Origin of the sequence: Parendozoicomonas sp. Alg238-R29 (assembly GCF_947331445.1) — a bacterium.
In the GTDB taxonomy this organism is placed as follows: Bacteria; Pseudomonadota; Gammaproteobacteria; order Pseudomonadales; family Endozoicomonadaceae; genus Sansalvadorimonas.
The window spans coordinates 1-21,535 of record NZ_CAMZOG010000041.1; the positions used below are offsets into that span (position 1 = coordinate 1).

Below are 21,535 nucleotides of genomic sequence, written 5' to 3' on the forward strand. Positions count from 1 at the left end.
CGCCGAGCAGACGAACGCTACCAGCAAGAACAGGTAGAGTACGAAGAGAAAATAGAGAAACGCAATAAGCGCAAGCATCCCGGCAAAGCGCCAAAGCCACCGGAACCAGGTGCAGGGGACAAAGACCAGGTCAACCTGACAGACGACGAATCTCGTATTATGCCCACTGCCGGTGGTGCATTCGAACAAGCCTACAATGCCCAGGCGTCTGTAGACATCGGGAGTGGTCTGATCGTGACACGTCATGTGACTCAGGCACCGAATGACAAAAAAGAAGTTGAGCCAACACTCAGACAGTTACGCATACTGGCCCCCGTGCTTGGAAAAGCTGAGGGGTTACTGGCCGACACGGGCTACTTCAGCGAGGCTAATGTCTGCGCTGTGGATAAAGAAGAACTGACACCCTACATTGCTATAAAACGGGATGAGCACAACCCGCCCCCCTTGCAGCGTTTCCAGCCGGACCCGCCAGTCCCGGATGATGATGCCAGTGTCTTGGAGTGGATGCGCTGGCGCTTGCAGACACAAGAAGGGCGAGCCATCTACAGCCGACGAAAATGCACGATAGAGCCCACCTTCGGAATACAGAAGGAGGCAATGGGATATCGGCGATTCCTGGTGCGGGGACTGGAAGTGGTCTCGAAAGAGTGGGATCTGGTCTGCCTGACATTCAACCTGCGCCGAATGTTCAACCTGAAGCAAGTCGATGATAAAAAATGGCTGGCTCTGGTGCTTTATTGGCTTGTAGTCAGCCACTGTCTCATGAGGTTACGCTGGCGTTCTGTTTGAGTAAGTGACCTCTGAAGGCAGATATGAGCTCTGTAGGCCGATATGATCAAAAAGGACTCAAATGGACGGGCCAGTCCGACAGGCTGCTAGTAGCTAACAGGGATAGCTTACATTTACCTCCAGACGGTTACTTTCCTATACAAAAGCTTGAGAAAATTTTCCCTAAGAGGTCATCGTTGGAGAACTCGCCAGTGATTTCTCCTAAAGCATGTTGTGCCTGACGTAAATCTTCAGCCAGTAATTCCCCTGCTCCTATTCCCAATAACTGATCACGCCCCTGATAAAGGAAGGTTTTAGCTTGCTCCAGTGCTTCTATATGGCGACGGCGGGCACTGAAGCCACCTTCACTTGTTCCGGTGTAACCCATCAGTGTTTTTAGGTGTTGGCGCAGGTTATCCACACCTTGTCCTGTTTGTGCACAAAGCCGGATGACCGGGAATTGTCCTTCTGTTATCCCTGCTTCTTCATCAGAAAGGTCAACCTTATTTCGAATAACCGAGATCTTTTCCCCAGCAGGAAGGCGGTCGACAAATTCAGGCCAGATATCGTGAGGATCTGTTGCGCTGGTTGTGGTGCTGTCCACCATCAGCAGAACCAAATCGGCCTGTGATATTTCATCAAAAGCCCGTCTAACACCAATTTGTTCCACAATGTCTTCACTGTCCCGTAAACCGGCAGTATCAATGATGTGTAAAGGCATGCCATCAATGTGGATATGTTCACGGAGCACATCCCTAGTTGTACCGGCAATCTCAGTGACAATGGCGCTGTCCCTGCCAGACAGTGCATTGAGAAGGCTGGATTTACCAGCATTTGGGCGTCCGGCAATTACAACTGTCATACCGTCACGAACCAGAGAACCCTGTCTGGCTTCAGCGAAAGTTGTGGATAACTTGTCTATAACCTGCTCAAGATCCCGTTGTACCTTGCCATCCGAGAGGAAGTCTATTTCTTCTTCCGGGAAGTCGATGGCCGCCTCCACATAGATTCTCAGGTGGATAAGTTCTTCAACAAGTTCATTCACTCTTTTGGAAAATGCGCCCTGTAAAGAACGAACAGCGCTGCGGGCAGCTTCTTCTGATGAGCTGTCGATTAAGTCGGCAATCGCTTCGGCTTGGGCAAGGTCAAGTTTGTCATTAAGAAATGCCCGCTCGGAAAATTCACCAGGGCGCGCCAGGCGAATACCGTGGCTGGTTATCTCTTTTTGTAACAGGTCAAGAATAACCGGGCCGCCATGCCCCTGAAGTTCCAGTACATCTTCTCCAGTAAAAGAATTTGGACCCGGGAAATATAAGGCCAGCCCTTCATCGATAACGTTATCGCTACTGTCATAGAAGGGTTGATAGTGAGCATGGCGTGGTGTCAAATCACGCTTAAGAATAGTTTTTGCTATTTCACCAGCACGGGTGCCGGATACACGCACAATACCCACACTTCCCCTTCCTGGTGCTGTGGCCTGGGCAACAATAGTGTCTTGATTGTATGGAGGGTGTGTTGAGGTGTGTGAAGAGGTCATGGCCAGTCTGAGTTGAATAGAAAGGCGCTAGTCTAATGAAGGGTAAAAGGATGGGCAAAGACCTGTTGTCTGGCTGCTGGTTTTCCACCCGTCCGATTGCGTTTTATTTAACCCCAGAGATGAAATATCCGAGTTGTGTTGCAGAAGTTCTCTAACAAGACCATCAATCTCTTTATGGGTTTTCTTTGAGCCTGCACTCGAGTGAACAAGGTTTCCAATTCATTGGTTTGCAGCTTTTTTGTTGTATTCATCGACAACCATCCCGTCTTTATTTTTTCAGGATTAAATGCCTGTCTGATAATTTTACTTTTTCAAGTTTATCTATTTTTTCTGTAGCCGTATTACGGAGCAGATTTTTTCCTGGGACTTTCTTTTCCTGATAAGAATTTCTGCTTCTTCTTTTAGTTGTTTTCTGCGCAGGTATAAAAAAAGCGGGCTTATAAAAGCCCGCTTTTGGTCAGAACCCCAGACTTTAACCGTCTGCAGCTTCGATCTTCTTGGTGATATACCACTGCTGACTAATGGACAGCAGGTTGTTGGTTACCCAGTACAGTACCAGACCGGCAGGGAACCACAGGAAGAAGAAAGTGAAGATTACTGGCATCAGCTTCATTACACGCGCCTGCATAGGGTCTGGAGGCGTTGGAGACAGCATCTGCTGTGCAAACATGGATGCACCCATGATCAGCGGCAGGATGAAGTAAGGATCCATTTGTGAGAGATCCTGAATCCAGCCCAGCCATGGAGCGTGGCGCAGCTCAACAGATTCCAGCAGCACCCAGTACAGGGCAATGAATACAGGCATCTGTACAAGAATTGGAAGACAGCCACCCATTGGGTTCACTTTTTCTTCCTTGTAGAGCTTCATCATGTCCTGAGACAACGCCTGACGATCATCTCCATGCTTCTCTTTCAGAGCCTGCATCTTTGGAGTTAGCTTGCGCATCTTCGCCATAGAGCGATAGCTGGCAGCAGACAGTGGGAAGAAAAGACCTTTCACGATTATGGTCAGGGCAATGATGCTGAAGCCCCAGTTACCTATCAGAGAGTGCAGGAAGCTCAGTAGTAGGAACAGAGGCTTGGCAAACCACCATAGCACACCGTAATCGATAGTCAGATCCAAACCTTGTGCCAGCTGGGACAGGGTTTTCTGGTTCTTTGGACCGAGGTACAGGATTGCGCCAACAGTTTCTGTGGTATCAGGAGCGACTTCAACAGCAGGCTCAACAATGCTGACAATGTTGTCGCCGCTAAAAGTGCGAGTCTGATAAGTATTGAATTGATCCTGTTTAGGAACCCATGCGCTTACAAAGTAATGCTGAACGATAGCGGCATAACCACCTTCCACTTTTTCTTTGAAAGGCTCGCTGGCGAAATCATCAAACTCCAGTTTCTGGTATTGCTTTTCATTACTCTTAACAGCCGCGCCCAGGTATGTGTTCATGCCGGAGGCACTGCTCATTTCCTGGCTTGGGTCTTTTGAGTTATCACGCTTCAGCTGAGCGTAGAAATTACCTTTCCAGTCGCTGTTGCTGCCGTTGTGGATAATGTAATCCACACCAACCTGGTATTTACCTCTGGTAAAGGAGAAACGCTTGGTGATATCAACGCCGTTCTCTGTCTTGAGAGACAGGTCTACGTTCAGTGATTCGTTATCACCCAGATTGTAGGAAGTGTTCTCAACACTGTAGAGAGGCTTGCCTTTGCGATCCGGACCATTGGTTCCGGTCAGGCCACTCTGTGCGACAAACAGGCGACTGGTGCTGTTTTCAAGCAGAGCAAAAGGAGTTTTCTCACCCTTTACCTGAGGGTACTTGGGGAGTTCTGCACGAACGATATCACCACCACGGGTATCAATAGTCAGGATCAATGTATCAGTTGTTACAGTGATCAGCTGAGCCTGTGATGGGGCAGTATTTTCTGACTTTACGTCATCGGGGAGAACTGGTGCATCGGAAGTTGCTGATGATGCAACCGGGATATCTGGAGTATTGCTGGCAGGGAGCTGAGTGGCGGCCTGACTGACAGCTTGCGGCTGGTTATAGTCCTGGTTCCATTGCAGCACCATCAGGTAGCCGACAACAACCAGACCCGCGATTAAGAGGGTACGTTGCAAATCCATGATTTAGTGGCCATCGAAACGGTTGGAGGTGTCCGGATCCGCCTGTTTCAATGCCTGTCTTTCCTGACTGTCAGGTACGGGATCGTATCCCCCAGGATTCCAGGGGTGACAGCGCAGTAAACGTCGGCATGAGAGATATCCGCCTTTGAGGAGGCCGTGAGTATTAATGGCTTCCGTGGCATAGGAGGAGCAGGAGGGATAAAAACGGCAGTGGTTTGCCATTAGGGGGCTGATTCCATATTGGTAGCCCCTGATCAGTAACAGAACGAAAGAACGTATCGGATTCATCATGTTCTGTACCTTTTGGCGATCCCCTGTGGATGGTTAATCGACAGGGGGGCGTGCTCTATCGGGCTTTTTAGGGCTAGATTGATCAGACTTCCGTAAGGATGCCGATCTTTTTCGAGCTCGTAACCACTGCTTGTCGAGCAGGCTGTGTAGTTGCCTGTTATCGAGTTCGCCCAGGCCTTTTCTGGCCAGAACAACGTAATCCAGTCCCTGAAGACTGTGTTGACTGTGGCGGAATGTCTCACGAATAACCCGTTTTATCCTGTTTCTGGATACCGCGGTTCGTACATTCTTTTTGGCGATAATCAAACCGACCCTGGGAATTTCCAGATGGTTCTCTCGTGCCAGTATAAGAATGTTCTTGTCGGAAACCTTTATATCAGCCTTATCAAAAACCCGTTTGAACTCTGATGACTTCAGCAGCCTTAAACTCGGGCTGAATCCGAAAGTCATGTGCAGGCCCTGATCGATCAGGCTGCCAGACGCTTACGGCCCTTGGAACGACGACGAGCCAGAACGGCACGACCATTCTTGGTGGCCATACGAGCACGGAAACCGTGGGTGCGCTTACGCTTCAGTACGCTTGGTTGAAAAGTTCTTTTCATGTCTATCTACTCTTTTGAGGGATTCCTCGTCGAGAAACGAGAAAAAATAAAATGACGCGCAATTTTAGGGAATACCTTATATAGCGTCAATTTAAAAGATGTATAAAAAACGATCAAATCATCGTATATCTACATATTTCAGTGATTTTTGCCAACATAAAAGCTCATATATATAAAAAATCTTCTTTTTTTAATATCGGTTTTGATGTGTTCCTGTTGGTGTTGCCCCGGTCTGTTGCTCGCTCTCCGATGATTTTATTTAAGAATCTGAAGTTAGTTTTTATCCACTTCACCTATCCTTCTTAAGTTTCTGTTTTTTCAAAAAATTATTTCAATTAAATATGATAATTTTATCGGTTTGTAACAACCTTACCTCAGGACATCCAGTCTTTTTACACAGACATATCCACAACTTGAAATATAAAACTTATATCCACAGATAATTTTATATTTGTTTTAACCATATGAAAAAGATAATAAAAAACCTTTAATAGCGGCGAACTTTGTTATTAGGGGTGTGGATAACCTATTCTGATCGGGATAAAATAAAGAAGTTTTCAACATTAAAATTGACCACAGTCGTTCAGAATGACCGGAGTTATCCCAGTGCCTCGTGAACTCTGGCAGAAGTGCATGGAAATCCTTCAGGACGAATTGCCTCTACAGCAATTCAATACCTGGTTGCGCCCACTCAAAGTCATGGCTGACCACGATGAGTTATGCCTGCTGGCGCCGAACCGGTTCGTCCTCGACTGGATGAAAGACAAGTACCTGCCTCGTATAGAAGAAGTTTTAATGGAGCTGTCTGACGGTAACCCTCCGGCTATTGCCCTTGGGGTGAGTAATCGCAGGCCGTCATTCAAGTTTGCTTCTGGTAAAAGTAAGCCTTCAGCTTCAGCGTCTGCGCGGACTACCCGAAATACAGATTCTGATAATGGCCAGACCAATCTGGATCTTTACAGCCAGAATCAGGCTCCGGAAAAAGCACCTGTTGCAGAGAAAGCGCCAACTTCTGTTTCTCAGCCGTTAAGTGCGGCTTCGGATCATGCCAGTAGTAAGAGTCTTGATTTTGGGCGTGAAACAGCAACAGCTGTGGCCCCGGCTTCTGTACGTAAACGTTTTGTAAATCCAATCGCTAATGAACTTCGACGTAAGTCGGAAGCGAGCCTGCCAGAAGTTCAGGATATTCCACAGGCGAAACCTGCATTGGCTACGGCTTATCAATCAAACCATGAAGATGTTCTGGTATCAGAGCGGCAACCACCACATTTCAGTTCACATTCTCCAATTATTACTCCTGCACCTTCACGGGTGGTTACTCCTAAAAGGCAGGTAGAAGTAGAAGGCAGTATTAAGCATACAAGCTCTCTTAACAGATCCTTTGTGTTTGATACCTTTGTGGAAGGTAAGTCCAACCAGCTTGCTTTGGCCGCGTCACGTCAGGTAGCTGAAAACCCCGGCTCTGCTTATAACCCGCTTTTCCTTTATGGGGGGGTAGGTTTGGGTAAAACCCACCTTATGCATGCAGTCGGTAATCAGCTTGCACAACATAATCCAGATGCCAAAATTGTTTATCTGCACTCTGAACGATTTGTTGCCGATATGGTTAAGGCGCTTCAACTGAATGCAATTAATGACTTCAAGCGTTATTACCGTTCTGTTGATGCTTTGTTGATTGACGATATTCAGTTTTTTGCTGGTAAGGAACGTTCCCAGGAAGAGTTCTTCCACACCTTTAATGCTTTGCTTGAGGGTGGTCAGCAGATGATTCTTACCTGCGATCGTTACCCAAAAGAAATATCCGGTCTGGAAGAACGTCTTAAGTCACGTTTTGGTTGGGGATTAACTGTTGCTGTTGAGCCTCCCGAGTTGGAGACACGTGTCGCCATTCTCATGAAGAAAGCAGAACAGGCTCGTGTAGAACTGCCCCACGAATCTGCTTTCTTTATTGCGCAACGCATTCGTTCTAATGTACGTGAGCTTGAAGGCGCTCTTAAGCGAGTTATTGCCAGCGCGCACTTTATGGGGCGTAAGATTGATGTTGATCTTATTCGTGAGTCTTTGAAAGACCTTTTGGCTCTTCAAGATAAACAAGTAAGCATTGAAAATATCCAGCGTACAGTAGCTGAATATTACAAAATAAAAATTTCAGACATACTTTCTAAAAGACGAAGTCGTTCAGTTGCTCGACCTCGACAGATTGCTATGGCATTGTCAAAGGAGCTGACTAATCACAGCTTGCCGGAAATTGGCGATGCCTATGGTGGGCGAGATCATACAACAGTTTTGCACGCCTGTCGGAAAGTGAAGCAATTGTGTGAAAGTGATGCTGAAATAGAGCAAGATCATAAGAATCTCTTGCGTTTGCTTACCAGCTAATTGCGGTTGAATTACGTAGTTCAGTTAACCAGATATTGACGAATTTCCTTAGCTAGAGGCGAGAAAGGAAACAATGAAATTTACCATTAACCGGGAAGCCCTGCTTAAGCCACTGTTGCTGGTTGCTGGAGTCGTTGAGCGCAGGCAAACACTGCCCGTATTGTCCAACGTTTTGCTGGTTGTTGAAGGTGATACCCTGTCCCTGACCGGTACCGACCTGGAAGTGGAACTTGTAGGCCGAGTTCACCTCGAAAGCCCTGCGGAAGATGGTGATATTACTGTACCGGCACGGAAGCTGATGGATATTTGTAAGTCTTTGCCAGAAGACAGTGATATCACTTTCCAGCTGGAAGACCAGCGCGTTATTTTCCGTTCCGGACGTTCACGCTTTACACTGTCTACTCTTCCTGCCAATGAATTCCCAAGTATTGATGAAGAGTCTGGCTCTTACTCTTTCTCAATTATTCAGTCCCGTCTTCGTCGCCTGATTGATCGGACTGGCTTTGCCATGGCTCAGCAGGATGTGCGCTACTACCTGAACGGTATGCTACTGGAAGTGCGTGAGCATGCGCTGCGTTCTGTTGCAACAGATGGCCACCGTCTGGCTATGTGTACTGTTGAAGCAGATATTAGTCAGGATGACCGCCATCAGGTGATTGTTCCCCGTAAAGGTATTCTTGAGTTGGCCCGTTTGCTGACCGACGGTGAAGAGATTGTGAACATTACCCTGGGCGCTAATCACATCCGTGCAACTACTGGAGCGTTTATTTTCACCTCCAAGCTGGTCGACGGTAAATTCCCTGATTATGAGCGCGTTCTGCCTCGTGGTGGAGATAAGGTTGTTATCGGTGATCGTCAGATCATGCGTCAGGCTCTGAACCGTGCCTCTATTCTCTCTAATGAGAAATACCGTGGTATTCGTCTGATCCTGGATCAGAATACTGTCAAGATTATGGCGAACAACCCAGAGCAGGAAGAAGCGGAAGAAGAAGTGACAGTAACTTATGAAGGTAACTCTTTGGAGATTGGCTTCAACGTTAGTTACTTGTTGGATGTTCTCTCTGTTGTTGATTGTGATGCAGTAAAACTGACCCTGTCTGATCCAAATAGTAGCGCCTTGGTGGAAGAACCCGAAAACAGTGATTCTGTTTACGTGGTTATGCCCATGCGTCTCTAATCCTTCTTTTGTATAGAAATGTCCTTTCTTCAGAAAGTTCGGGTTACAGATATAAGAAATCTTGTATCTGTAACCCTCTCCCCTTCCCCCTCTATCAATATCCTATACGGCTCTAACGGTAGCGGTAAAACTAGTTTTCTCGAAGCTGTTCACTTGCTCGGCACTACCCGTTCTTTTCGTTCTTCCAAGGTTAAGCCTGTTATTCGTCAATCCCAGGAAGCTTGTACTGTATTTGGACTTGTGAAGGGAAGAGAGTCCGTTTTTTCTCTCGGTGTTAGTCGCTCTCTGGATGCTTCCTGCAAGATCCATATAAATGGTGAGCCTTGCCGGTTAAGTTCTGATCTTGCTTCTATCCTTCCCCTGCAGGTCATCAACCCTGATACTTTCAGGCTGCTGGAGGGAACCCCCAAAGACAGAAGACAGTTTCTTGATTGGGGAGTGTTCCATGTGGAACATCGATTTTTACCGGCATGGAAACGTGCCTATAAATCCATGAAACAGCGGAATGCATTGCTTCGACATGGTAAAATGTCTGATTCGCTGATGGATGTATGGGATGCAGAGCTATCCCAAAGCGGAGAAGAGATAGATAATTACAGGCGACGCTATTTTGAAGCGTTGAAACCTGTTTTTGAAAATACTCTTGAATGCCTGTCTGGAATCACCGATATCCAGATTTCTTACTCAAGGGGCTGGGATAAAGAAAGCTCTTTACGTGATGTACTGAAGCGTTCTTACCGACGTGATGTGGAAGCTGGATATACTCAGTGGGGTCCCCATCGGGCTGATATTAAGCTGAGATACCAAGGTCTTGCTGCTGTGGATACTTTATCCCGTGGTCAGCAAAAGGCTGTTGTGTGCGCCTTGAAGCTTGCTCAGGGTAAGCTTTTTAGCGATAGCAAGCCTTTTGGGTGTGTCTATCTTGTTGATGACCTTCCTTCGGAGCTCGACCAGGAACATCGATCTCGATTATGTAAAATGTTCGAAGATATGAATGCACAGGTATTTATTACCTGTGTGGATAAAGGCTCTCTGGGTCAAGTTTGGAGTGCTGAGTCAGAAGTAAAAATGTTCCATGTGGAACATGGTGTACTGATTGAAGATTCCAGGGCGGAGCAGACATCTGCCGAGACAACCCTGATGGATGCAGGATAACTGACTGATGGTGGGCCGAAATTTGACCCAAGGGCAGAGTAAACGGTGCTATCAGTGCTATTGGAGAGAGTGGCGGAATGAGTGAACAAACTTACGATGCATCGAATATCAAGGTGCTGAAAGGGCTGGATGCAGTTCGTAAACGCCCTGGTATGTACATCGGAGATACGGACGATGGTACCGGTCTTCACCACATGGTTTTTGAGATTGTCGATAACTCCATAGACGAAGCGTTGGCGGGACACTGCTCAGCTATAGATGTCATCATCCACCCGGATGAGTCTGTAACCGTTCGGGATGATGGTCGTGGTGTACCAACAGAGATCCATGAAGAAGAAGGAGTCTCTGCGGCAGAAGTTATTATGACTGTGCTGCATGCTGGTGGTAAGTTTGATGACAACACTTATAAGGTTTCAGGTGGATTGCATGGCGTTGGGGTTTCTGTTGTAAATGCCCTCTCCCGTGAGCTGCGTATGACAATCCGCCGACAAGGCAAAGTTCATCAACAAATTTATACCAATGGTGTTCCCAATGCACCGCTGACAGTTGTTGGTGAGACGGAATCAACCGGAACAGAAGTTACTTTCTGGCCATCTGCAGATACATTCTCAAACATTCGTTATAGCTACGATATTCTTGCGAAACGCTTGCGTGAATTGTCATTTTTGAACTCTGGCGTGTGCATTAACCTGAAAGATGAGCGTGATGGTCGTAATGACCAGTTCATGTATGAAGGTGGACTAAAGGCGTTTGTTGAGTACCTGAATCAGAACAAGAACTCTGTAAACAAGGTGTTCCACTTTAACTCTATGCATGAAGATGGTGTGGGTGTTGAAGTGGCTATGCAGTGGAATGATAGCTTTCAGGAAAGTATTTACTGCTTCACTAATAACATCACAAACCGTGATGGCGGTACTCACCTGGCAGGTTTTCGTGGCGCCCTTACCCGAACGTTGAATAACTATATTGAAGCCGAAGGGTTGGCTAAAAAACAAAAAGTCAGCACAACCGGTGATGATGCCAGAGAAGGTCTGACCGCTATTGTGTCAGTGAAGGTTCCGGACCCGAAGTTCTCTTCCCAAACCAAAGATAAGCTGGTTTCTTCTGAAGTGAAAACAGCTGTTGAGCAGGAAATGGGTAAGCTGTTTTCTACATTCCTGTTAGAAAACCCGCAAGAATCGAAAATTATTGTTGGCAAGATGCTTGATGCTGCCCGTGCCCGTGAAGCGGCCCGTAAAGCCCGCGATATGACTCGCCGTAAAGGTGTACTTGATATCGCTGGTTTGCCAGGAAAGTTGGCAGACTGTCAGGAGAAGGACCCTGCCCTCTCTGAACTTTATATAGTGGAGGGTGACTCGGCTGGCGGTTCTGCCAAACAGGGTCGAGATCGCCGTGCACAGGCCATTCTTCCATTGAAGGGTAAGATTCTTAACGTCGAAAAAGCCCGGTTTGATAAGATGCTCTCTTCTCAGGAAGTAGGAACACTGATCACCGCTTTGGGTTGTGGTATTGGCCGCGAAGAGTTTAATCCTGAGAAACTGCGTTATCACCATATCATCATCATGACAGATGCCGATGTGGACGGTGCCCATATTCGAACACTTCTTCTGACGTTCTTCTTCCGTCAGATGCCTGAGCTTATTGAGAAAGGCTACATCTATATTGCACAGCCTCCTCTTTATAAAGTGAAGCGCGGTAAGCAGGAACAATATCTGAAAGATGATGAGGCTCTCCAGGAGTATCTCACCACAATGGCTCTGGAAAATGCGAGCCTGCATGTGAATGAAGATGCTCCTGGTATTGCTGATGACCAGCTGGAATCTCTGGTTAACGAATACCGTAAGGTTCAAAATGTTATCAATAGGTTGTCACGTCTGTATCCGCCTGATGTTTTGCAGCAGCTTATTTATGCAGAAGAGCTTACTGAAGAGAACCTGAAAGATAAGGCGCTGGTCGAAGCCTGGGCCAGCAAGCTGGACGAAAAACTGTCCAGCAATGTTATGTCTGGCAGTATGATGTCTATGCGTGTTGTGGAAGATCGGGAGCACAACTCCTGGTTGCCAGAGGTTTCCGTAAAAGCCCATGGGCTGGAAACAATATTCCTTTTCCAGAATGAGTTTTTCTCATCTAATGACTATGCGCTGATTGTTAAGTTGGGTAATAAACTTAACGGGTTGTTGGAGAAAGGGGCTCATATCCGTAAAGGGGAACGCACCCAGCCTGTAGACACGTTTGATCAGGGGCTCGACTGGTTGATGTATGAGTCTACCAAGCGTCATGGTATCCAGCGCTATAAGGGTTTGGGAGAGATGAACCCTGACCAGCTTTGGGAAACAACCATGGATCCGGTCAATCGCCGAATGCTGAAAGTGACTATCGAAGATGCTATTGCAGCAGATCAGATTTTCACTACCTTGATGGGGGATCAGGTAGAACCTCGTCGGGACTTTATTGAGAGTAATGCGCTCAAGGTTGCCAACCTCGACGTGTAATCCTTGAAGAAGGTAACAGGCCGGTGCTTCTGTATAGAGTACCGGCCTTTTCATCTAAGGTAGAAAAATGCAGGAAATCCAATCTTTTATCCGAGGTGAACTGACAGAGGCACAGGAAGTACTGGCTCGTTTTCTGTCTGATGAAGAACAACTGCAGAAAGTCCAGAATGCTGCTGAGCTGATCGCTGAATCATTCAAGGCTGGCGGAAAGGTTCTGTCCTGCGGCAACGGTGGCTCCCACTGTGATGCTATGCATTTTGCCGAAGAGCTGACCGGTAGATACCGGGATAACCGCCCCGGATATCCTGGAATAGCCATATCTGATCCAAGCCATATCTCGTGTGTAAGTAATGACTTCGGCTATGAGTATGTATTTAGCCGTTATGTAGAAGCTGTAGGTCTGTCTGGTGATGTCCTTCTTGGAATTAGCACCAGCGGTAACTCAGGCAACATCATCAAAGCCTTTGAGGCGGCCTCTGAGAAGGGTGTGAAAACAATAGCCCTAACGGGTAAGGATGGTGGAAAAATGGCAGGTATGGCTGATATAGAGATCTGTGTGCCACATTTTGGCTATGCCGATAGAATTCAAGAAGTGCATATCAAAGTTATCCACATTCTTATTGGTACCATAGAAAAGCTTATGGAGAGCAAGTGACCTCCTGCTTACAGGCCGGCTAAGGCCCGGTCTGTAAGGCTTTACGCAATACCTGCATAACCCCCCTTCCGCTGCAATCTCCTCATTGTAAGTGATACTAACTCACTGGTTATCCACACCTAAACAAAGCTGTTAGTTGGTGGTCAAAGAAGTAACTCTGATAGGGATATTGAGGGATTATCATGTATAGCGCTACAACTATACCACAAACTTGTATACCACAAACTTGCTTTTGTCCTGCGCAACAAAGTCCAGACGGCTTTCAAGCACACCTACCACCTGAACAGCCAAAATGGACAAGGCGGGATATTTCATCGGTAAACAGTGAGAGCTATGTTGCTAAAGGCAAACAATTCCATGAAGAATATTTAAGCGAAAATACTCTTTGGGCAAAAGTCGAAGAGGGGATTGAAGGGGCCTATTTAGTAGGAGGTGGTATAGGTACGGCTGTTGGTGGACTTCTTTGGTACTTCGGGTGCTGGCCTATTGGAGGAATCGTAAAGAATGGCTTTACCTCTGCACTTGGAGCCGCAGAAGCACTTAAGCTTGGATATTGTCCTGCAAGTCAGGCATCACAGGTGTTAAAAATAGGGTTGGCGACTGTATCTACTTCTGTGCTTGGGTATGACTTGGGCTGGCTGGCAGCACCGACTGTTGAAATCGCATTTGGCCTGACAGGGGTGTTTGTAGCGACAGGTTTACATATTGCGGGTAAGTATGCGCACACACTCCTGTTTGAAGGAAAAAAAGAATGCGCAAGGCGTCTGGCTGAAACCCATAAAGACATGGAAGACTGCATGGAAAGAAGAGAGACAAATGGTAGAAATCTAGAAGAAATAGAGAATCTAGCAAAGAAAGCATTACCCTGGCTTAACTCATCGATTTCTAAGGAAAAGGCCTTAACGAAAGTTGGAGATGAGCATAAAGCCCATATAAAAAATGTAAATAACTTCAATAGAAAGAAAAGAAAAGAGAAAGAAAGAGGGATTTCCAAGGATATGGCTGCCCATGATAACCAATGGCGCCAAGTAAACGGATTAACATCATATGAAACATCATGCTTGTCGGCTGAATATCGTTTAGGCCTTCTTAAGGCTCAGGGAATTGAGAGGGAGGGGGATGACAGCACTATTGGATCCCGGATACTGGCAAGGAAAAGCAATTCTTCTATGCCACCAACAAGAGTGCAAACCCGCTCCAGTGGTGTTGCCCAGAAGGCTTGGGGCTGCATTTCAGAATATGCAGGAAAAATAAAAAAAGCATGTCGTAAACCTGTAGAACAGAAACAAGATGCCTACGGGTACGGCACGAAAACAGAAACTGTAAATTGCTTTTACGACGTACACGGAATTCATACACAACTCGGCGATGAGTTAACACGGCACAGGAGAAGAGCAATCTATCTTGGTGAAGATTTAAAAAACATGTAGAACAAAAGAAGAGCAGGGTTTTGCCCCACTTTTCTTTTGTATTTGAGTTCGAATTAGTGAGGAGAATTACTGACAACCCACTCACGAACCTCATCAGTTAACTCAGGGATTTCTTTACCTTTACTTTCAACTGCTGGGCCGATTCGAACAGTAATTTCTCCAGGGGTTTTCAACCATTTATGTGCAGGCCAATATCTGCCGGCATTATGAGCCATTGGTAGAATAGGAACGCCAGCATAAACAGCCAGAGATGCTGTTCCACGGGTAAAGCGCCCTACTTCGGGCCAGTGATAACGGGTTCCTTCAGGGAAGATCGCAACCCAGTGACCGTTTTGGAGGCGCTCTTTTCCTTTTTCAACCACCTGCTGCAATGCTGAGCGGCCATCTTTTCGATCAATGGCAATGGGGTTCACTTTCTTAAATGCCCAGCCAAAGAAGGGTATAAAAAGCAGTTCCTTTTTTATAACTGTAGACTGAGGTGTAAACAGCATCTGAACCAGGAAGGTTTCCCATGGGGACTGATGATTACTGGCAACAACACAAGGCTGTTCGGGGATGTTCTCTTTGCCTTCAACCTTCCAGGTGATTCCGCAAACAACCCGACTGAGAAACAAAGTCACCACACAAAACGTTTTGATAACAAAACCATGTCGTGCATGTTCAGGTACAAAATAAACGGCAAAAATGGCAAACGAACACCAGAGTAAAGTCCATATAACCCAGAGAACATAAAACACAATTGTTCTCAGCCAGCAAAGCAAAAACAGCACTTTTATCATTGTCAGTCCTTGATTAGAAAATCAGCAAACTCCAGCAGATTCTCAACAACACGAACACCATCAAGGACCAGACCCTTTTGCAAAGTTCTTTGACCTTTTCCGGTATTCACTAAAACAGGTTGGCAATCACAGGCTTGTGCAACTTCAATATCTTTTGCGGTATCACCAACAAACCAGGCGCCTTTAGCGTTACAAGAAAGTTGTTTTTCTATTTGATGCACAAGGCCGGGTTTTGGTTTACGGCAATCACAGTGATCGTCAGGGGTGTGTGGACAGAAGCAAATACAGGAAATCTTTCCACCGGCAGCTTTTACCAGACTATTCATCTTGTGGTGCATAGCCTGAAGTGTTTCCAGAGAGTAATAGCCCCTTCCTATTCCAGATTGGTTGGTTGCTACGGCGACTGTGTAACCAGCCTGGGAGAGTTTAGCAATTGCTTCAATACTTCCCGGTATTGGATGCCACTCATCAGGGGACTTTATATAGTCATCTGAGTCTTCATTAATTACACCATCACGGTCGAGAATTACCAGATTCATCAACTACCAAATATCTGAAATAAATTTGAAAGGAATAATAATGAAAGAGTTGGAAACTGGAAACGTCAATAAAGCAAATTTCAGCATGCGTTATGTTTCAACAGATCTAGAACCATGAGAATAGAACAAGATCGCCAAGGCGAAAAAAGTGCGGCCAAAGCCGCACTTTCAGTTCTAACAAGAAAAGATTAGCTGGCCTGTAACAAAGAAATATCTGCGACATGGAGGAACAGGCTGCGCAACTGCTTAAGTAAGGCATAGCGGTTCAGCTTCACTTTTTCGTCATCAACGTTAACCATTACCTCATCAAAGAAGGTATCAACTGGCTCTTTCAGGCTTGCTAGTTGATTCATGGCGGCACTGTAGTTACCTTCTGCCAGCAGTGGCGTAACTTCAGCGATTGATGCGGAAAGAACATTATGAAGGTTCTTCTCAGCTGCTTCTGTGATTAACCCTGCATCAATCACGTCAGGAATCACAACATCGCCAGCTTTGGCCAGAATGTTGGAAACACGCTTATTGGCAGAGGCCAGAGCGAGAGCTTCTGGAAGGTTGCCGAACTCAGCAACAGCCTTCACACGCTGATCAAAATCGAATGGGCAGGAAGGTTTCAGAGCGCGTACAGACAGGAATACCTCTGCAGATATACCTTCACCCTGGTACCAGGCACGGAAACGTTCCAGCATGAAATCAAGAACGGTTTCAGTCAGTTCTTCACCGGCAGGGAGTTCAACGCCTTGAGCCTTGTAACCATCAACTGCTTTTCCAATCAGGGCGCGTAGATCAAGGTTGAGCTTCTTTTCAACGATAATGCGTAATACGCCGAGTGTCGCACGACGAAGGGCGAATGGATCCTTACTACCAGACGGTGGCTGCTTAATGCCAAAGATACCAGTGATGGTATCGATCTTGTCTGCAATAGCCACAGCGCAACCTGTGAGGGTTGTTGGCAGCTGATCACCTGCGAAACGTGGCATGTACTGCTCATTCAGGGCCTTACAAACATCAGGTTGTTCACCATCGTTTTCGGCATAGTACATGCCCATAATGCCCTGCAGGTCTGTGAATTCCAGAACCATTTCAGACACAAGGTCAGATTTGCACAGTTCACCGGCACGCTTAGCATTATCGGCGTTTCCGTCTTCCTGTTTTGCAATGAACGACGATAGACGTGCGATACGTTCAGTTTTGTCGAATACGGAGCCAAGGATTTTTTGGAATACGACAGGTTTCAGTTTTTCGCGGTTTGCGTCCAGTGTCGTTTTCTTGTCGGTTTCATAGAAGAAACGCGCGTCGGCCAGACGAGGGCGAATAACCTTTTCGTTACCGGAGATAACCTGAGAAGGATCTTTACTCTGGATATTAGTGATGGTGATAAAATGAGGCATCAGCTCACCTTTATCATTCTCAATGTGGAAGTATTTCTGATGCTCTTTCATGGAAGAGATCAGAGCTTCAGAAGGTACTTCCAAAAAAGCATCATCAAAGCGACCAGAAAGTGCAGAAGGCCATTCGTTCAGGGAAGCAACTTCATCCAGAAGGTCTTCATCAATAACGGCTACGCCACCCAGCTTCTGGGCTTCCGCTTCAACCTGCTGGCGAATTGTTTCTTTACGGCTTTCGTAATCTGCAACAACAAAACCGGTACGTGCCAGAAGCTTCTGGTAATCGGCTGGCTGTTCAATAGCAATGGTCTGATCGTAATGGAAACGGTGACCGTGGGTTTCACGGCCAGACTTCAGGCCAAGGATTTCGCAATCAACAACATCATTCCCTAACAGGGTTACCAACCACTGGGCAGGGCGAACAAATTCAGTACGACTCTTACCCCAGCGCATACGCTTGGGAATAGGCAGTTCTTCCAGCGATGCGGAGATAATGGAAGGAAGCAGCTCAGAGGTAGCCTTGCCTTGCTCTACAGAACGATAAACAAGCCAGGCACCTTTCTTGGTTTCCAAACGATCAAGGTCAGAAACCTCCACACCACAAGAGCGGGCAAAGCCCTGAGCCGCTTTGCTAGGGTTGCCTTCAGCATCAAAAGCAGCCTGAACAGCTGGGCCGCGACGCTCAACTTCTTTGTCCGGCTGATTGGTTTCAAGGTCACGAATCAGTAGAGCAAGGCGACGGGGAGCGGCAAAAGACTGATGGGCACCATGCTTCAGGCCAGCCTGATTAATGCGGGTCAGAATGCCGCTGGTAAAAGCATCAGAAAGCTTGCGAAGCGCTTTTGGAGGCAGCTCTTCCGTGCCCAGCTCAACCAGAAAATCTTGAGTAGACATCAGTTGCTCTCCTGCATGTTAAGAACTTCTTGGCGGATATCTTCATCTGCCATTGGGAAACCAAGCTTTTTACGAGCCTCGAAGTAAGCCTTTGCAACTTCTCTCGCCAGAGTTCGTACTCGTAGGATGAAACGCTGACGCTCGGTTACAGAAATAGCGTGGCGGGCATCTAACAGGTTGAAAGTATGGGACGCTTTCAGTGTGAATTCGTAAGCTGGCAGAGGCAGACCGAGTTCAACTAATCGCTTGGATTCCTGTTCGTAGAAGTCAAAATGTTCAAACAGTACTTTGGTGTCGGCGTGTTCAAAGTTGAAAGTAGACTGCTCAACTTCGTTCTGGTGAAACACATCGCCGTAAGTTACATCGCCCTGTGGGCCGCGGGTCCAGATTAGGTCGTAAACGTTGTCCACTTCCTGAATGTACATGGCCAGACGTTCCAGACCGTAAGTGATCTCACCAGTAACTGGATAGCACTCAATACCACCGGCTTGCTGGAAGTAAGTGAACTGAGTCACTTCCATGCCGTTCATCCATACTTCCCAGCCAAGACCCCAGGCACCCAGAGTTGGGGATTCCCAGTTATCTTCAACGAAGCGAATATCGTGAACCAGAGGGTCAACACCCAGCGCGCGCAGGGAATCGAGATACAGTTCCTGGAAGTTAGCTGGGTTTGGCTTCATCACTACCTGGAACTGGTAATAGTGTTGTAGACGGTTAGGGTTTTCACCGTAACGGCCGTCGGTTGGGCGGCGGCTAGGCTGAACGTAGGCCGCGTTCCAGTTCTCAGGGCCGATAGCTCGCAGGAATGTCGCCGGGTGGAATGTGCCGGCACCTACTTCCATGTCCAGGGGTTGCATTACTACACAGCCATGACTTGCCCAGAAGTTTTGCAGGGTAAGTATCAGCCCCTGAAACGTACTGACGTCGGGCGCATTCTGATTGGTCACAGTTCCACCTCGGGTTGGATTCCATTACCTGATTCCATTTGGGAATCAGGCCAGACAATAAAAATTGTCCGGATTATACCCCAGATATGCAGCAGGAATGGATAGCAGGGAGTGGATAACTCCTGATCAACTGATGAAAAACAGCTCTTTAGGGTGTTGTTGGTATTAAGAAATGAATGTAAATAGTATTGTGGTTCTTTTGAGGCTACAAAAGATAGCTGATTGGACAGGTCAGAGCTTCTCTACAACTTTACCAGTGTAGTTTGTATACGCTTAGGTAAGGCTTTCCAATGTGTCGTTCAGGTTGCAGGTGTCGTTCAGGTCGCAGGTGTCGTTCAGGTTGCAGGCTTTCTTTTGTAAGAGCTGTTTTATCCTGTTTTTATATTTTCTGGTGTTCGTCGTCCTATTTATGGGCAGAACTGAGTGAAGATCAGGCTGCAGAACAAACATTACCGGCTGTTTGCCTGTTTGGTGCCCGAGATTATGAGCGGGATGAAAAAGCTGTCTGCTATGTCCTCGATAAGTCGGAAGAACGCGCATCCCTTAACATCCCCTCTTACCTTAACGATAAACTCTCGTTGATATGTTCAGTCACCCCGATTTTAAAGGGCGAAAGAAAACCATAACCCGCAGTCATGCCTATATCAGCGATATTGGCTGGGATGATGAAGTTGATGGCTTCAGGCTCAGTAAGCGTAAGCCCTTAGAGTGGGAGGCGGCGGTTAACTTAATGTACGACTCTGGTAACAAAGCGAGCTTCTACCATCAACATCGTCCAGGCAGTCATAACTCTTATCAGAGTGATGACTATATTGATGAAATATTCTCGCTGGGTTCCAATCAGGATGTGTCTATTTACTCTTTAGTGTCGCCAGAACATCGGAGAAAACAGCACCACCAGAGTAAAGATTTCCAGTCGTCCAAGAAGCATGGCGAAAGAAAGAATCCATTTGGCGGTATTGGGTAGTCCTTGATAGTTAGCAGACGCTTCCCCAAGGGCTGGCCCAAGGTTGTTTAAACATGAAGCAACTGTTGAGAAGGCTGTTGTCAGGTCCAGGCCTGTGGCCAACAGAGCCAGATCCATAATAATGAACAGGAAAATATAAGCTGAGAAGAATCCCCACACAGCTTCAGCGACTCTGTCAGGAACCGCCCTCTTCCCCAGTTTTATGGCAAATATCGCATTAGGGTGAATGAGCCGTTTAAGTTCCCGTGAGCCTTGCTTAAAAATCAGAATGATACGGATAACTTTCATTCCGCCACCAGTTGAGCCCGCGCATGCACCGGAGAAACTGGTAAGGAACAACAGCATTGGCAGGAATATTGGCCAGAGTGAGAAGTCAGAAATAGAGAACCCGGTTGTGGTTGCCACTGAAACCACTTCAAACACACCGTAACGCACGGCGTCCCAGTTTGTATAAGTGCCAGTAAAGTGAAGGGCTACCACAGTAATAACGCCGACAAATAAAAGTATACCGAGGTATCCCCTCACCTCAGGATCCTGCAAATAATAAAGAGGGTTACGGCTTTGCAGGGCAAAGTAATGCAACGCGAAGTTCATGCCAGACAGCACCATAAAAAATACAGCGATGCCTTCAATAAGTGCGCTGTCAAAATGTCCAATGCTGGCGTCGTATGTTGAGAAGCCACCTATCGCAACAGTTGAGAAACTATGGGAGATTGCGTCAAACAGATTCATCCCTGCCAGCCAGTAAGCCAGCGCGCAGATAATGGTCATAGCCAGATAAAGATACCAAAGAGTTTTGGCTGTCTCTGCAATACGGGGTTGAAGCTTTCTGTCTTTGATTGGGCCTGGAGCTTCAGTGCGATACAGCTGCATGCCGCCAATGCCAAGCATGGGAAGAATGGCTACAGCCAATACAATAATTCCCATACCCCCCAGCCATTGGAGTTGTTGACGATAAAACAGAATGGATCGTGGCAGGGTTTCAATATTGGTAAGAACGGTTGCCCCTGTCGTTGTTAAACCAGACATCGCTTCAAAGAAAGCATCGGTAAACGATAGAGCTGGTAAATCCATCAACAGAAATGGAATAGAAGCAAACAGGCTGAGAACCAGCCAAAACAAAACGGTAATGAGAAAGCCGTCTCTGGGTCTTAACTCATGACGGGTACGGTAGAACGGTAACCAGCACCCTGCACCGGTGAGAATAGTTACTAGAAATGTGTAAGAAAAAAGAGTGATTTCCGGTTCGTTGTAAATCCAGGCAACGAACATGGGAGGGAGGCTTGCCAGGCTAAACAGAACCAGCAGGACCCCAAGAATCCGAAAAATAACCGAAGGGTGCATGAACCCGTTGTGCTCCCCACAGACAGAAAAGCTGCCTGCAAAAATAATTTGTTGTTCGGAGCCTGTTAAACA

17 protein-coding genes are annotated in these 21,535 nt (G+C 46.8%); 7 read left to right on the forward strand and 10 right to left on the reverse strand.

Annotated features, from left to right (window positions below; translation table 11 throughout):
* On the forward strand, positions 1-789 hold a 789-nt coding region (locus QMA35_RS11620), incomplete at its 5' end, for a transposase (protein WP_281646583.1).
* 127 nt (positions 790-916) lie between these two features.
* On the opposite strand, the gene mnmE is transcribed toward QMA35_RS11620, so the two are convergent.
* The 5 genes from mnmE to rpmH all read right to left on the reverse strand — a co-directional run bounded on the left by mnmE (position 917) and on the right by rpmH (position 5,320).
* Positions 917-2,305, reverse strand: a complete 1,389-nt coding sequence (gene mnmE / locus QMA35_RS11625) for a tRNA uridine-5-carboxymethylaminomethyl(34) synthesis GTPase MnmE (protein ID WP_281647319.1) — start codon at positions 2,303-2,305, stop codon at positions 917-919.
* A 472-nt stretch (positions 2,306-2,777) separates the two neighbouring features.
* On the reverse strand, positions 2,778-4,427 hold the full coding sequence (yidC, locus tag QMA35_RS11630; protein WP_281647320.1) for a membrane protein insertase YidC: 1,650 nt from the start codon (positions 4,425-4,427) through the stop codon (positions 2,778-2,780).
* Between the two features lie 3 nt (positions 4,428-4,430).
* On the reverse strand, positions 4,431-4,718 hold the full coding sequence (gene yidD / locus QMA35_RS11635) for a membrane protein insertion efficiency factor YidD (RefSeq protein ID WP_281647321.1): 288 nt from the start codon (positions 4,716-4,718) through the stop codon (positions 4,431-4,433).
* A gap of 33 nt (positions 4,719-4,751) precedes the next feature.
* Positions 4,752-5,168, reverse strand: a complete 417-nt coding sequence (gene rnpA, locus QMA35_RS11640) for a ribonuclease P protein component (RefSeq protein ID WP_281647322.1) — start codon at positions 5,166-5,168, stop codon at positions 4,752-4,754.
* Between the two features lie 17 nt (positions 5,169-5,185).
* Complete coding sequence (gene rpmH / locus QMA35_RS11645) at positions 5,186-5,320, reverse strand: 50S ribosomal protein L34 (protein ID WP_155158554.1); 135 nt, start codon at positions 5,318-5,320, stop codon at positions 5,186-5,188.
* A 606-nt stretch (positions 5,321-5,926) separates the two neighbouring features.
* On the opposite strand from rpmH, the gene dnaA reads away from it, so the two are divergent.
* The 6 genes from dnaA (at position 5,927) to QMA35_RS11675 (ending at position 14,608) form a co-directional block, all read left to right on the forward strand.
* Positions 5,927-7,699 (forward strand): chromosomal replication initiator protein DnaA, encoded by a 1,773-nt coding sequence (dnaA, locus tag QMA35_RS11650; protein WP_281647323.1) that lies wholly within the window; start codon positions 5,927-5,929, stop codon positions 7,697-7,699.
* Between the two features lie 73 nt (positions 7,700-7,772).
* The gene (dnaN, locus tag QMA35_RS11655) at positions 7,773-8,876 is read left to right on the forward strand and encodes a DNA polymerase III subunit beta (RefSeq protein ID WP_281647324.1); all 1,104 of its coding nucleotides are present in this window, start codon (positions 7,773-7,775) and stop codon (positions 8,874-8,876) included.
* Between the two features lie 18 nt (positions 8,877-8,894).
* A complete protein-coding gene (gene recF / locus QMA35_RS11660; RefSeq protein WP_281647325.1) occupies positions 8,895-10,031 on the forward strand; it encodes a DNA replication/repair protein RecF in 1,137 nt (378 codons plus the stop codon).
* Between the two features lie 77 nt (positions 10,032-10,108).
* Entirely contained in the window at positions 10,109-12,523 is a 2,415-nt protein-coding gene (gene gyrB, locus QMA35_RS11665; RefSeq protein ID WP_281647326.1) for a DNA topoisomerase (ATP-hydrolyzing) subunit B, read from the forward strand.
* Positions 12,524-12,590: 67 nt separating this feature from the next.
* A complete protein-coding gene (gene lpcA / locus QMA35_RS11670; RefSeq protein ID WP_281647327.1) occupies positions 12,591-13,178 on the forward strand; it encodes a D-sedoheptulose 7-phosphate isomerase in 588 nt (195 codons plus the stop codon).
* 182 nt (positions 13,179-13,360) lie between these two features.
* On the forward strand, positions 13,361-14,608 hold the full coding sequence (locus QMA35_RS11675; protein WP_281647328.1) for a hypothetical protein: 1,248 nt from the start codon (positions 13,361-13,363) through the stop codon (positions 14,606-14,608).
* 53 nt (positions 14,609-14,661) lie between these two features.
* Here QMA35_RS11675 and QMA35_RS11680 read toward each other — a convergent pair whose 3' ends face one another.
* The 5 genes from QMA35_RS11680 to QMA35_RS11700 form a co-directional block, all read right to left on the reverse strand.
* Positions 14,662-15,387 carry a lysophospholipid acyltransferase family protein gene (locus QMA35_RS11680; protein ID WP_281647329.1) on the reverse strand — a complete coding sequence of 242 codons (726 nt, stop codon included), beginning with the start codon at positions 15,385-15,387 and terminating at the stop codon, positions 14,662-14,664.
* Positions 15,388-15,389: 2 nt separating this feature from the next.
* Positions 15,390-15,926: a D-glycero-beta-D-manno-heptose 1,7-bisphosphate 7-phosphatase gene (gene gmhB / locus QMA35_RS11685; protein ID WP_281647330.1), complete on the reverse strand. Its 537-nt coding sequence runs from the start codon at positions 15,924-15,926 to the stop codon at positions 15,390-15,392.
* A 188-nt stretch (positions 15,927-16,114) separates the two neighbouring features.
* Positions 16,115-18,205: a glycine--tRNA ligase subunit beta gene (gene glyS / locus QMA35_RS11690; protein ID WP_281647331.1), complete on the reverse strand. Its 2,091-nt coding sequence runs from the start codon at positions 18,203-18,205 to the stop codon at positions 16,115-16,117.
* Entirely contained in the window at positions 18,205-19,152 is a 948-nt protein-coding gene (gene glyQ / locus QMA35_RS11695) for a glycine--tRNA ligase subunit alpha (protein WP_281647332.1), read from the reverse strand. Before glyQ ends, glyS begins: the two co-directional genes overlap by 1 nt.
* Before the next feature lie 862 nt (positions 19,153-20,014).
* A complete protein-coding gene (locus QMA35_RS11700; RefSeq protein ID WP_281647333.1) occupies positions 20,015-21,463 on the reverse strand; it encodes a TrkH family potassium uptake protein in 1,449 nt (482 codons plus the stop codon).
* Between the last annotated feature and the right edge of the window lie 72 nt (positions 21,464-21,535).